The following is a 12,625-nucleotide window of genomic DNA, read 5'->3' on the forward strand; positions in this document are numbered from 1 at the left end:
GCAATCCACATTATCCAGATTATCCCTAATTTCCATATAACACGTATTATCCAGACTATCCACCACACCCATCTTCTCTATGCAATCCGGAAAATTCGGAGAACATGAGTTAGACGCCGTTTAGAGGTTGTCCGGCCAATTCGGATAGCCCATATTATACAGATTATCTCTACAATATATGTAACCAATATAATTCAGAGAACCCATATTATCCATATTATCCGAGCTGGTCGAGCCCCTTCGTCTGACAAGGCTTTATTGGCAAAGGCGTACCAGATGGATAGTGAAGGTAAGATGGATAACCCGGATAATCCATCTAAACCGGATAATCCATGACATTCCGAGTGACAATCGCGATGCAGAAAGGCGGGGTCGGAAAATCGACGACAACGATCAATATAGCCGGTGCATTGAGCGATCGAGGTCACGACGTGCTCGTCGTCGATGCCGACCCGCAGGGGGGCGCGACACTTAAGATGGGCTTGAGGGATGAGTATCGTAGTTCAGAGCATGCCCTTTTCGACATACTGAGTGATATGGGCCAGCTCACGTACGATGACCTGGATCAACTCATCGTAGAAACCGATGAATTCGACATCATCCCATCCCACCTGAAGAACTTCAACCTCGAGAAGTACCTCTACTCCGAAGCGGGGGGCCACGAGGCTCTAAGGAAGGCAGTAGACCGGCTGGATACAGAATACGATCTCATCTTAATCGATAGTCCACCTAACCTGGGGCCGCTATCAGATGGTGCGCTCATAGCAAGCGAGAATGTCCTCTTCCCCAGCCATCCGAACACGATTGCAAGGGACAGTCTCGAGATCCTCTTTGATGAGATCGATACAATCGAAACGAAATTCGACCAGTACGACATCAAGACGATGGGCGCCGTATTGAACGAAGTGCCGTCTCAAGGGAACGTCGCACGCGAGGTAGAAGACTGGTTCTTCGAAACCTTCGGTGAAGACTATGTGTTTAAAGTCCCAGAGCGAGACGTCGTCGAGCACGCGATAGAGTTCCGAACGTCCATCTTCCAGTATAACCCCGACGAAGCGGGCTACCCATGGGATGAAGACGCTCAGAATGACGTCATGGCTTCCTACAATCGCATTGCGAACTACCTGGAGGAGTTCCTATGAGCGGCGAAGATAACCCGATGATGGACCGATTCGACCCGCCGGATCCAGACGATGCTGATTCTGAGGAGGAGACGCCAGAAGAGCAAGTGGATGAGCCGGATAGTCTGGATAGTACGGACAAGTCGGATAATACGGATAACACAGCGCAGACGGACCAATCCGAACAGACAGTCAAGACCGACGATTCCGAGGGATCGAATGAGGACACCCGCCGAAATCGACCACATACAGCCCTCTATGTCAGCGAAGAACTCGTTGACAGAGTTGAAGAGCGATTCAACAAGATCAACGGCCAGCTGATGATAGATGGCGAGGAGCCCCTTGAGAAACATAAGCACTTCTACGAGGGTCTCCTCAAAGCAGGGCTCGAGAACGACAATCTCGAAGAAATCGTCATAGACCAGCGCGACGGATAACGTCGAAGTTCTAATCCTTGTCCGACAGGCCCCAGTATTGGAGTATGAGTTCGAGACCCTAGAAGAGTCAGAGCCATCGCACTCGGATTGCGAGACTGGTCGCAACGGCCATGAATATTGAACGCTGGTAACTGAGGGGTGGATCTTCAAGGTGTTATCCCGCAACCATCCATGACCGTGTTTTGACAGTTAGTATGAGATGGGTGGAAATAGTCCATTTAAAAACGAGTAGCCAATTATGGAGTGAGAATGGGAGGCCAAAGGCTAAGTGAGTCATAATCTTATGGAATACCCGAACTGGTTACACGGCCCGGTAAGGGCGCTCACATGTGATAGTGACAGCAGTCACTTCAAAGCCATTGGAGGGTGTTACGTGTACGCACTTTTGGAGGAGTGCAAGCACGCCATGTGGGTGCCCCGGAAAGCGGTGTATCCATGTTCACTATACCGACACGAATAGCGAAGACCCTCCCTCAGTCTACGACTCCTCAGAAGAGTCATGTTCGATGTTCAGTTCCTGGGGTAGATCGACCAAGAACTCGAAATCCAGCTGCTCCTTGCCGAGACGGAGTCGTTCATATTGGCGAGAGAGTAAGGCATTGAGGGCCTGCAGTTTAACAGTTGCTGCCTGGGTAACTCAGATGGCCTGGATACCTCCACCGGATAGTTCGTTTTTCCGTTTGCCGCTCGTCGTCTCGGGAAGTTTTCCATCTGGTCGAGGGACGAGCCCGGCGAGGATATCCGTACGAACCCTCCGATAATGCTTACAGCCGCCGACATCGACCGAGTCTGGGCAGGAACATTCCTTCTCAAGGACATCCACCATGTAAACGCCGCCAGACTCGGAGCGTACTTCGTAGATACCTCCTTGCTTATATAGCGCGACGTCCATTTCCTGTGACTGTGCACGCTCTTCTCGTCTCCTGGAGTCGTTCTTGAGCCACGCAAAATCTAACCCACCGCGTGATCGGTCAGCTCGAAGAGATCCCCCGGGTAGACGTTCCATCTCTCTCGAATCAGTCCCTGAGCATTCTTCATCGTCAGCTCCACTCTTTCCGTTTGCCGTCTGTAATTCGGAGATCCGGTTTGAGAGTTCACGGACGACTGCTGGTCGATCCCGATGGTCGCGCTCGTACTCCAGATAACGTTCGAGGGTTTCCACCTGGTCCATCATCTGGATTGCTGGCGTGATTACGCAGAGTGACGTTGCGGCGAGGAGCTTTTCGGGCGGTAGATCCTCCAAGACCGATTGATCGTGTGCCATTAGCTGTCAGAAGGAGATGCCCGCCTCGCGAATTGATGGTGACCGAGACGCCCCCATTCGACGAGATATTCACACGCCTCCTCGATGACTGTGCGAATCGCGGTGTTCGTTGAACAACCGGCGGGACACTCTATGAGATGGACGAGCTCGAGGCTGTCCTCCAACCGAACGGCTGGATGAGCTTCGTATAGTTCGACCAGCACCTCGCGCACCAGTGTCTCACGATCGGGGTCTGGACCTAGGGACTCAAGGACGATTGCGCTCAGATGCTGCACGCGACGGACGTCGGCTACGGCAGCCTCCATCTCCATCCCCGAAAGTGTCTCAATCGGGTGTGAGGCTGCTGTATCGGTATTCATGTGTAGAACCCTCGCCGTTCTCGGGGGGAGACAAACCGGCGGGAATCAGCTGTCTCCTACGCTACTACTATGATGACTACGTTCATACCGTAGCGTAGGAAGAACGATGACCACTGATGACTCGGACTCTACGGGTGACATGCCACCTGAGCCCCCAGATGATCTCGCAAACTGGGTCGTTGAGCCACTCCAAGCGCAGAACGTCGGGGCGTTAGACCAGATTATCGCCTACTGTGAAGAGCTGATCGAGCATAAGACGAGACCGGTCGCCGAAGACGGAGACGACACAGAAGGAACGACTGTCGAGAAGAAACCCCAGAAAGACCAGTCTCCAGAAGAACGGCGCGAAGCGCAAGAAGAGGTCGAACAGTTATCGAAAGAGGATATGAAAGAGCTCAGCGACGAAGAATTGCGGAGGTATGGGACCGTCGAGGTTAGAAAAATCCCCTGCGGGCCGGGGTGTGATGGTTGCCCCCATGGCCCTTATCGCTACCTGAAGACGAGAAACAGCAAGGGGACTCCTGTCTCAATATATGCGGGAAAAGCGTAGAACTCGTATAGTAGACTTATTCTTTAACCCCCTCACTACAGACAGACTGAGTAGCAATTCTGGTTGATCTCCTTGATCGTGATCGTCGCTTTCGAGGGGATGTCGTCGGGAAAATCGTCGGGCTCTTTCTCAACCTCCTTTTTGTCCGAACTCTCTTCAAGACGGGCTTCGCGTTCCTTGTATTCAGCCAGTTCCCCGGCGTAACTGGCGACCTCGAGAAGACGCTCCGGTTTCGACTCGTTAAGCATATTGACAATCTCTGTTGGGAAATTCACCGGTGGGATCGGGGGTTCGTAGGACATCGACTGCTCTCGTGTTCACCAACACATATCGATAACCCATCGTTTTAGTCGTTAAGCTGATAGGTCTGGCTCCTATTCCCCTGACTGTAACACTACTCGAAACTTCTTTATATACAAGTTTCGTACTGTGTTACACCGTGCTCCGGCGTATCGAACTCGAGGTCCTCGCCACGGTCGACCGCGGCGACACGATCTCCGAACTCGCGACGAAGCTCGACCACAGCGAGAGCTACCTCTCTCGTGCCGTCGCCGACCTCGTCGAGAAGGGACTCGTCTACACGGAACGCGACGGGCGGCGAAAACGAGTCATCCCGTCAGATGCTCGCGCCGTCGAACTCTATCAGGACCTCGTCCGTCAGCACTCCCACATCGACTTCCCCGAGCTGCTGACCGGCAAGGCACTCGAGGTGCTGTACTACCTCGACCAGCCGCGAACTGTCTCCGAGATCGCCGGCCGGAGCGACAACTACCGCAACACGGTCAACCGCGTCCTCAAGCGTTTTCGCGACCGTGGGCTCGTCGGGACGGCCGACGGCCATTATGACTTCAACGCTGACTTCGACCGCCTCCACGAGTTCGCCCGTGAACTCGCACACCATCTGCATCGTCAACGCCTCGAAGCCGTCGCCCCGAAGGGGACGATTCTCTGGGAGGACTACGACGAATTCCTCACCCAGACCGAGACGGAGATCGACGCGGAGCCGTTCCACCAAACAGGCCTCGCTCGATTCGCGGCCTTCGACCTCCAGTTTCTGCTCACCGGCCACCGCTACTACGTCTATTCCGAGGACCTCGACGCAGTCTCGCCGGCGGAGCTCTGCTGTCACACACTGTTAATCGACGACGGCAGCCGCCACCGCTCGTACTGTCTCCTTCTACTCAGCCACGTTGACGTCGACGAGGAGGATCTCCGAGAGCAGGGGGCGAAGTATGGCCTCGAAGACGAAATCGACGCCTTGCTGCGCTACCTCGAGACGCACGGCGAGGTCGACGACGACCGGCTCCCGGAGTGGGACGAGTTTCAGGAACTGGCGGCTGACTACGAGGTGCCACTACCACAATGAGACCAACATTCGGACGCGAGTACATCGAGAACGAATTCCAGCGAATCGGGGACGGGCTATCTGAACCGCTCACGGTCTATCTGATCGGTGGTGGCGCGATGTCGCTGCGCGACGTCAAGGGGGCGACGAAAGATATCGACCTGGTCGTCCCGGATGGCGACGCATACGGGCAGTTGTGGGCCGTCCTGATGGACCTCGGGTATGCGGAGGTACAATCGCTGGATCCAGATTACCGGGCGCTGGGGGCGACGAGCTGCGTCGAAAACGACGATGGGTGTCGCCTCGACATCTTCAACCAGCAGGTCGCGAACAAGCTCGTGCTCACCGACGGGATGCAAAAGCGCAGCGAGCCGTTCCTCGACACGGATCGACTGGCGGTCCGGCTGGTCAGCAACGAGGATATCTTCCTGTTCAAGGCGATCGCAGGCCGCGACGACGACATCGAGGACATGAATATGCTCGTGCAGGTCGGCCTCGATTACGATGTCGTCGGTGAAGAACTCGAAGCCCAGATCGAACGCCTGGGGGACGATCAGTTCGCCACGTTCGCGAACGAGGCGTTGGTCGAACTCGAGGAGCGATACGGAGTGACCACGCCCATCGAGGCCCGCGTCCAGGAGCTCACGAATAGGTACTACCGGGGGCTCGAAGTCCTCCAGGCACTCGATGAACCGATGACCGTCGACGAACTGGCCGCGGAGCTTGGAGTGGACATCGAGGAGGTCCGAGACAGGGTCGCCTATCTTGCCGAATTCGACCGGGTTCGACAAGAAGATGACACAGTCATTCCGGTGGAGTAGTCTGGTCTCCACCCCTTCTCAGAGTGTACTCAATCCCGGTTCTGTCGACGAATACGACCTCCGAGAGCAAGTGGCAAGTACGGATTTGGAGGGCCTTGTTTAGACGCTACCGAGAGTGGCTAAGAGTGCAAACCCCTGGCGACAACTCTGGACAGAACGCCGAGTATCACCCACAGCGGCTGATCGAATCGAGCCTATCGCAGATCAGCTGGCCGGAATTGGCACCGAGCTCGTCGAGTTTCTGCGACGACGAGACAGTTTCGATGACTGGCCACGACGACGATCGTCGTAGTACCATGTAAACGCTCGAATTTCGGCGTCTAAACACGGCCGAGGGAGGGACTCGGCGAAACCAGAAGCTGTTGGAATGCCGATGAGAAAGTCTGTCGCAAGAAGAGAAAAGAGAGCGATTAGCGTGGTCCGATTCATCGCGAGGGAAGAATCAGCCGGGTTTATGCAACTACTGGACAGGGAGCTAGTCAGAATCCCGAACTATGAATCTTGACTCGGAGGCCAACTGCCGCAAGTGCGAGACCTCCGTAAATCAGAATGTCAAGTGTACTCAGTAATCCTGCTTCAAGGAAGATTGGGATAGCGAGATAGATTCCGATACAGACGCCTGCCAGGTAGCCGAACGACCAGTATCTGGACGCATCTACAGTCATTACCGCGCTTACGATTGAAACAGGAATCACCCACCAGAAGACACCTGATGGGAGCATACCTTGTTCAACCAGTAAAGGAACGAGCTCACTAATCAGAAGGGCAACAACGACGGTCTCGACAATGATCCCGAAACCTCGTTCGAGACCGTGGTCCATACCTGGCATCTTGTCAGAATATATTGCTGTGAGAAATAGGTATTTCGCCTGCACTTAGCGAATTTTCCACCTGCCCACATGAACTTACTCTCTGACCGGTTTTGCGCTCTGTATACATCACGGTTGCAGAAGCCAATCACATTTTAAATGGGCCAACAAGGGTAAAAAGAGTCACAATTTCCGGTTTGGTCCAACTAGGCGTAAAGCGTGATTAGTGCTCCTGCTCGTCGGTTCGATCCCGCTGTCGCCGATGGCCGAACATGAAACGATCACTCGCTTGCTCACCGTCAAGCGTTCGCTGGTCAGCATCTGTACTGGCGAAGAGCATCCCCTGCTGAGAGAGGTCGTCAGAGTCCTGACTATCTCCTCCTAACCGTTCGCGAACGGCAGAGACGGGACGATCGTCGACGAGCTCGTCACTCCCGCCTGTTTCGATACGAGGGGTCCGGTCCCTCGTATCGATGTCCACTCCGTGATCGAACAGCGTTGTCTCGAAAGGGGTATCATCGAGTTCGAGGAAGCCGTTCTCGTCGATTGAGGTGCGTTCGTCCCCATCATCGTGGGCAGTCCCGGAGTCGGAAAAGACTGCTTGGTGGTGCACTGAGAACGAGTGGGCGGTACTACTGACTTCTGACTGTTTGCCTTTTTCTGATGCCATGGACTCAGCGTGTCATAGAAACGTTCGCAAACCCCGTCGTGACGATCAAGTGCCACCCAGTGCAGGGACAGGCGATACCGAGCGGTCCGAAACAGGGAACCACGGAAAGTGGGGGCCGACTCCGTGTTTGTTCTGTCAATGACACTTTCTCCCCCGTTTGTGAGTCTCGTTCAGCCTCCAACAACCCAGGGGTTCACCCGTTCCGTTACACTCGCATATCTGCTGAGTGGATATTTTAATCCAGTGTCAGGTGAAAAAAGCACCCCATGAACGAGTCTATGACATGCCCGGTTGAAGCAGAGTAACTGCTGTTTGCCCTTGTTACTCGGTTAATCAAACGTCTATGCAGTGTGAAATTGTTAGTATGTTATCCGTGTTCCCACCGATGTAGAGACATGAAGAATACGTCGGTAACAATCTCATTTGATGATATGGTGGATACGCTGGCTCACGTCCAGCGACGGAAACTATTAGTTGCGTTGTTAGAGCATAATCCACAAGATGATACACCAGTCGTTATCGCTGACTCTGAAAGCGAATCTGATGCCGTCGAACGTCTCGTCTCGATGCAACACGTTCACTTGCCGAAGCTGGCCGACTACGGGTTTATTGAATGGAACGAGGACACACACGAAGTGATGAAGGGGCCAAACTTCGATGAAATCAGGCCACTGCTTGAACTACTGGATAACCACGAAGATGAACTCCCTGCTGACTGGTTGTAATTCGACCACTGTTCTCTCCTTGTCCTGTACGGACCGTTCATCAATAACCACTACGGGGTTTGCGAACGTTTCTATGACACGCTCTGGACTTCGAAGCCGTCGTTCTGGGGAACAGCGACAGACGGGAGGTGAGCAGATCTCTCCCGCATCGTCTCGGGGGATACAAACCGACAGAGACAGCGCGGATACACAGCCCAGCAGACAGCATAGAACAGTCCTCAAGGTTGTTGATTTTCAGGACTTTCGAGGGTAAATCACCTGTTCAGTGCGGCTGCGAACACCACACTGGAGGATCTGCGAAAGAGTAGTTCTACACGCCACTATCGCGATGATTTCTATCCTGAGGGACTTAACTACAATCGGGGCAAATCCTCACGTCATGCCGATCACGACTGAATTCGTTATTAGTTCGCCGTTGCTACCGCTCGTTAGTATCCCTCAGACACTCGAACCGAATGAGATCGAATGCGTCCATGGGCTTTGTCTGGAACGCGAATCGCGGATCTATACCGTCAAGTTCGACCCAGACGACGATGTCTCGGAGGCTGACCTCGAGGCGCTTGACGAGGTCGTCGAGACGACCCACCTCGGTCAGGCGAACGGCGAGGTTGTTTTCCAGCTCACGGTCGAACTCCACGACCGGATCTCGGAGGCGTTCGCTCCCGAGCAGGTCGACGCCGCCCAGATCGAACCGACGACTATCACCTCCGAGGGCTGGCACGAGACGAAGGTGTTCCGGACCTTCGAGGGATTCGCCGACTTTCAGCAACGGTGTCAAGAGTACGACATCGGGTTCGAGCTGTTTTCGGTGTCGCCCGAGTCCGGGGCTGATAGTGACGACTCGGAGTACGGCTTGACCGACCGCCAGCAGGAGGCTCTGACGCTCGCCCTCGCCCGCGGCTACTACGAGAGCCCCCGCCAGGTCTCGACCGAAGAACTCGCCGAGGAATTAGGAATCTCCCAACCCGCGACATCCGACCTACTCCGCCGCGCCGAACGACAGCTACTGACGACCGCACTCGGGTCCGATGCGCACTTAAACACCCTTTCCAGATAACGTGTTTTTCTTCGTATCGCGGCCCACACGTATTTGACGGACTAAAATAACATGGAAACAATCGAACTCAACAACGGCGTGGAGATGCCGCTACTCGGCTTCGGGACGTACCAGATCGACGACCACGACGAGTGCGAGCGGAGCGTCTCCGAAGCTCTTCAGACGGGATACCGACTGATCGACACAGCGGCCGCCTACGGCAACGAGGCAGCCGTCGGCGAGGCGATCGAGAACAGCGGCGTGCCGAGAGAGGAGGTGTTCGTCACCACCAAACTTTGGATCGATGACGCCGGCTACGAATCCACGAAAGAGGCCTTCGAGCGGTCGCGTGAGCGACTGGGGCTGGACTACGTGGACCTCTTCCTGATCCACCAGCCCTTCGGTGACGTCCACGGCACCTGGCGAGCCATGGAGGACCTCTACGACGACGGTGCGATCAGGGCAATCGGGGTCAGTAACTTCCACCCCGACCGACTGGTCGATCTCGTCGCCCACAACGACGTCGTCCCGGCGGTCGACCAGATCGAGACCCATCCGTTCTACCAGCGGACCGAGGACGCCGAGTTCTTAGCGGAGTACGACGTCCAGCACCAGTCGTGGGGGCCGTTCGCTGAAGGGCAGAACGACATCTTCGAGCACGACGTGCTGACCGAGATCGGCGACCGCTACGACAAGTCCGCAGCGCAAGTGGTGCTCCGGTGGCTCGTCCAGCGCGAAGTAGTTGCCATCCCCAAATCCGTCCACGCGGACCGTATCCACGAGAACTTCGACATCTTCGACTTCGAACTCACCGCCGACGAGATGGATACCATCGCGACGCTGGACGAGGGCGAGAGCCTCTTTTTCGACCATCGCGACCCCGAGATGGTGGAACGGCTGTGTGGGATGGAGCGAGAGACCTGAGACGATAATTCCGACACCCCCAAGAACGTCCTCTCCTGGCCCTGAACGCCACAGAATGTTTTTCCGGGCGCATGCGAGAGTACATAAACACGTTTTCCAGATAGCGTCGAATCCATGGGGTCGCCCGCCTTCTCTCCGAATGCACATGGAGTACACGACGCTCGGATCGACCGGGATGAAAGTTTCGAAGATCTGTCTCGGCGGCATGAGTTTCGGGACGGAAAACGAGGTACATGAATGGATCCTAGAGGAAGAGGAGAGTCGCGAGATCATCGAGCGGGCGATCGACCTCGGTATCAACTTTTTCGACACCGCGAACGCCTACTCGATGGGCGAGTCCGAGCGGATCCTCGGTGACGTGCTCGGGGAGTACGACCGCGACGAACAGGTCGTCGCTACGAAGGTGTTCTTTCCTACGAACCTCTTCTCCGAGGAGGACGATCCCCGCGCGAACGCGTCCGGACTCTCCCGGAAGACCATCGAGCAGGAACTGGAGAACTCCCTCGACCGACTCGGCATGGATACCGTCGATCTGTACCAGATCCACCGCTGGGACGACGACACGCCCATCGAGGAGACGCTGGGCGCGCTGGACGACGCGGTCCGGCGCAACCAGGTCCGCTACATCGGTGCCTCCTCGATGTGGGCCCACCAGTTCCAGGCGGCGTTACGCGCAAGCGACCGCCTTGGACAGGAGCGATTCGTGACCATGCAGAACCACTACAACCTCGTCTATCGCGAGGAGGAACGCGAGATGCTGCCGCTGTGCGAGCGCGAGGGGATCGGTTCGATCCCGTGGAGCCCCCTCGCACGCGGGTTCCTAACCCGCCCCCACGAAGAGTTCGCCACAACGGAGCGCTCGCGCGAAGAGGCCGACTCCAACCAGGAGCGCCATGAGATCTTTCGGTCCGGCGGGGGCGAGGAAATAAACGAGCGCGTTGAGGAACTCGCCGCCGAGAAGGGCGTCACGATGGCACAGATCGCGCTCGCGTGGGTCCTGCACCAAGATGCGGTCGACGCGCCCATTGTCGGGACCACGAGCGTCGAGCATCTGGAGGACGCAGTAGAGGCGCTGGAGATCGACCTGTCGGACTCGGACCTCGAATACCTCGAAGAACCGTACGAACCAGTGCCGATCGCCGGTCACGAGTGACGAGAGCCCTGGCGCATTTAAATTGGTTTTCCAGATAGTATCGAACTAAAGCACATAGTGACAGTCACGGGAACTATGGACGTTACCAATCTGCCGTCTGCCGACAGGAACGAGACGGACCACCCGGTACAGATCGGGTCGCCGCTCCTCTCGGCGGGCGTTGAGAGCACCTTTGACGGCGTCACCGTCCGTTCGGCAGAAGTTACGTTCCGACCGGGCGAGCGCACCAAGTTCCACGCTCACGCTGGCGTGCAGATCCTGTATGTTACCGACGGCGTCGGGATAGTTGGGAATCGTGACGAGGAGCGCGAGGTGTCAGAGGGTGATCTGATCGTGTTCGAACCCGGCGAGGAGCACTGGCACGGGACAGCCGAGGATGCCGACTCGGAGTTCAGTCACGTCTACTTTCTCGCCGAATCGGACGACGGTGAGCTAACAATCCAGGAGGCTCCCTGACTGAAATACGCGACGCTCGGCTCAACCGAAATAGAACGTAGTGATATCTACACTGGATAGTCTTGCGAATGTGAAACTGAAACATCCTTGTGTTATATCCACATCCTGTACTGAGCGAGTCTGGGGAGAGAGGAACCGACGTGTGAACTGTTGTATGACGCTCTCACAGCTCAGTGCGATGTTAGGGTACCGGTGTTTCGATCCGAATCGGGCTCGGGAAATCCGGGTGAGCGACGTGGCCATTGCGGTGCCAAACGATTATTGAATCGAACGCGCCGACGAACTCACCCGTAACGACGTACTGGGCGAACCAGTGACCGTAGGTGTCCCGATCGCTGCCGTCGCAGGAATATTGCTCGACGTAATCGATGACCACGTTTCCGACACGATCCTCGACGAAAACGTGGCTGAGACCGTAGGTGTCGCACGAAGTTCGAAGGTGGAACTGCCCGATGATTTCGAAGGTGTCGCCGTCCTCGGACACATCCACGTCGAGATCGTCCGTGTACTGCAGATGTCTCGGGTCATATTCCCACTCTTCGACCGGTGACAGCTGTAAAGTAACATCTGCGAGCTTCATTCCCGGCGCGGGATTTCGAACACCATCACTCCAGCTGTTGACGGATGCAGATTCGATAGGGCCGCTGTAAATCGGCCCGTCTCCAGGGCGTTCCAAGGAATTCTGCGGCATGACCGAAGGTTCATCTGCTGGCTCGGCCGTTCCTCTCGGGGGGGTCGCTACTGTTGTCGGCGCCGTTTGATTGACCGGTCCGCGTGCCGCCGGTGAAGGCGAACTCGCCGACGCAGTCGACGTGGACGTCGGAGAGCCGACCTGGTCGGGACCGGGATCTGGACGGGGCTCCGCTCCGATGATTCCAAGACAGCCGGTAAACCCCGCTGTGAGCACTGTTCCAGCACTAGCGAGTGCTGCTCGACGAGTGAGAGGAAGATGGGA

General features: G+C 56.0%; 15 protein-coding genes and 1 pseudogene. 10 read left to right on the forward strand and 6 right to left on the reverse strand.

Features of this window, described 5'->3' with window-relative positions:
• Positions 1-344: 344 nt before the first annotated feature.
• On the forward strand, positions 345-1,142 hold the full coding sequence (locus tag ACMGFG_RS19530) for a ParA family protein (protein ID WP_436931989.1): 798 nt from the start codon (positions 345-347) through the stop codon (positions 1,140-1,142).
• Complete coding sequence (locus ACMGFG_RS19535) at positions 1,139-1,558, forward strand: DUF8160 family protein (protein WP_436931990.1); 420 nt, start codon at positions 1,139-1,141, stop codon at positions 1,556-1,558. Before ACMGFG_RS19530 ends, ACMGFG_RS19535 begins: the two co-directional genes overlap by 4 nt.
• Before the next feature lie 637 nt (positions 1,559-2,195).
• On the opposite strand, the gene ACMGFG_RS19540 is transcribed toward ACMGFG_RS19535, so the two are convergent.
• Both ACMGFG_RS19540 and ACMGFG_RS19545 read right to left on the reverse strand, forming a co-directional pair.
• Positions 2,196-2,822 (reverse strand): DUF8129 domain-containing protein, encoded by a 627-nt coding sequence (locus ACMGFG_RS19540; RefSeq protein WP_436931991.1) that lies wholly within the window; start codon positions 2,820-2,822, stop codon positions 2,196-2,198.
• On the reverse strand, positions 2,822-3,181 hold the full coding sequence (locus ACMGFG_RS19545; RefSeq protein WP_436931992.1) for a hypothetical protein: 360 nt from the start codon (positions 3,179-3,181) through the stop codon (positions 2,822-2,824). The genes ACMGFG_RS19540 and ACMGFG_RS19545 overlap by 1 nt, the downstream gene beginning before the upstream one ends.
• Before the next feature lie 106 nt (positions 3,182-3,287).
• Between ACMGFG_RS19545 and ACMGFG_RS19550 the strand changes: the two genes are divergently transcribed.
• Positions 3,288-3,731 (forward strand): hypothetical protein, encoded by a 444-nt coding sequence (locus ACMGFG_RS19550; protein ID WP_436931993.1) that lies wholly within the window; start codon positions 3,288-3,290, stop codon positions 3,729-3,731.
• A 50-nt stretch (positions 3,732-3,781) separates the two neighbouring features.
• On the opposite strand, the pseudogene ACMGFG_RS19555 reads toward ACMGFG_RS19550, so the two are convergent.
• Positions 3,782-4,033, reverse strand: a pseudogene (locus tag ACMGFG_RS19555) (hypothetical protein); the annotation flags it as partial.
• 137 nt (positions 4,034-4,170) lie between these two features.
• Here ACMGFG_RS19555 and ACMGFG_RS19560 point away from each other — a divergent pair.
• Both ACMGFG_RS19560 and ACMGFG_RS19565 read left to right on the forward strand, forming a co-directional pair.
• The gene (locus ACMGFG_RS19560) at positions 4,171-5,097 is read left to right on the forward strand and encodes a helix-turn-helix transcriptional regulator (RefSeq protein ID WP_436931994.1); all 927 of its coding nucleotides are present in this window, start codon (positions 4,171-4,173) and stop codon (positions 5,095-5,097) included.
• On the forward strand, positions 5,094-5,897 hold the full coding sequence (locus ACMGFG_RS19565) for a DUF6036 family nucleotidyltransferase (protein WP_436931995.1): 804 nt from the start codon (positions 5,094-5,096) through the stop codon (positions 5,895-5,897). Before ACMGFG_RS19560 ends, ACMGFG_RS19565 begins: the two co-directional genes overlap by 4 nt.
• Before the next feature lie 479 nt (positions 5,898-6,376).
• Here ACMGFG_RS19565 and ACMGFG_RS19570 read toward each other — a convergent pair whose 3' ends face one another.
• Both ACMGFG_RS19570 and ACMGFG_RS19575 read right to left on the reverse strand, forming a co-directional pair.
• On the reverse strand, positions 6,377-6,727 hold the full coding sequence (locus ACMGFG_RS19570) for a hypothetical protein (protein ID WP_436931996.1): 351 nt from the start codon (positions 6,725-6,727) through the stop codon (positions 6,377-6,379).
• 202 nt (positions 6,728-6,929) lie between these two features.
• Positions 6,930-7,376 carry a hypothetical protein gene (locus ACMGFG_RS19575; RefSeq protein ID WP_436931997.1) on the reverse strand — a complete coding sequence of 149 codons (447 nt, stop codon included), beginning with the start codon at positions 7,374-7,376 and terminating at the stop codon, positions 6,930-6,932.
• Between the two features lie 395 nt (positions 7,377-7,771).
• Between ACMGFG_RS19575 and ACMGFG_RS19580 the strand changes: the two genes are divergently transcribed.
• From ACMGFG_RS19580 to ACMGFG_RS19600, 5 genes are all read left to right on the forward strand, one after another.
• A complete protein-coding gene (locus ACMGFG_RS19580; RefSeq protein WP_436931998.1) occupies positions 7,772-8,101 on the forward strand; it encodes a DUF7344 domain-containing protein in 330 nt (109 codons plus the stop codon).
• Positions 8,102-8,480: 379 nt separating this feature from the next.
• A complete protein-coding gene (locus tag ACMGFG_RS19585) occupies positions 8,481-9,158 on the forward strand; it encodes a helix-turn-helix domain-containing protein (protein WP_436931999.1) in 678 nt (225 codons plus the stop codon).
• A 51-nt stretch (positions 9,159-9,209) separates the two neighbouring features.
• Entirely contained in the window at positions 9,210-10,061 is an 852-nt protein-coding gene (locus ACMGFG_RS19590; protein ID WP_436932000.1) for an aldo/keto reductase, read from the forward strand.
• Between the two features lie 145 nt (positions 10,062-10,206).
• Complete coding sequence (locus ACMGFG_RS19595; RefSeq protein ID WP_436932001.1) at positions 10,207-11,214, forward strand: aldo/keto reductase; 1,008 nt, start codon at positions 10,207-10,209, stop codon at positions 11,212-11,214.
• A gap of 57 nt (positions 11,215-11,271) precedes the next feature.
• Complete coding sequence (locus ACMGFG_RS19600) at positions 11,272-11,670, forward strand: cupin domain-containing protein (RefSeq protein WP_436932002.1); 399 nt, start codon at positions 11,272-11,274, stop codon at positions 11,668-11,670.
• A 181-nt stretch (positions 11,671-11,851) separates the two neighbouring features.
• Here the strand turns inward: ACMGFG_RS19600 and ACMGFG_RS19605 are convergent, their stop codons facing one another.
• Positions 11,852-12,250 (reverse strand): hypothetical protein, encoded by a 399-nt coding sequence (locus ACMGFG_RS19605; RefSeq protein WP_436932003.1) that lies wholly within the window; start codon positions 12,248-12,250, stop codon positions 11,852-11,854.
• Between the last annotated feature and the right edge of the window lie 375 nt (positions 12,251-12,625).

Source organism: Halosimplex halobium, assembly GCF_051414055.1.
Taxonomy (GTDB): domain Archaea; phylum Halobacteriota; class Halobacteria; order Halobacteriales; family Haloarculaceae; genus Halosimplex; species Halosimplex halobium.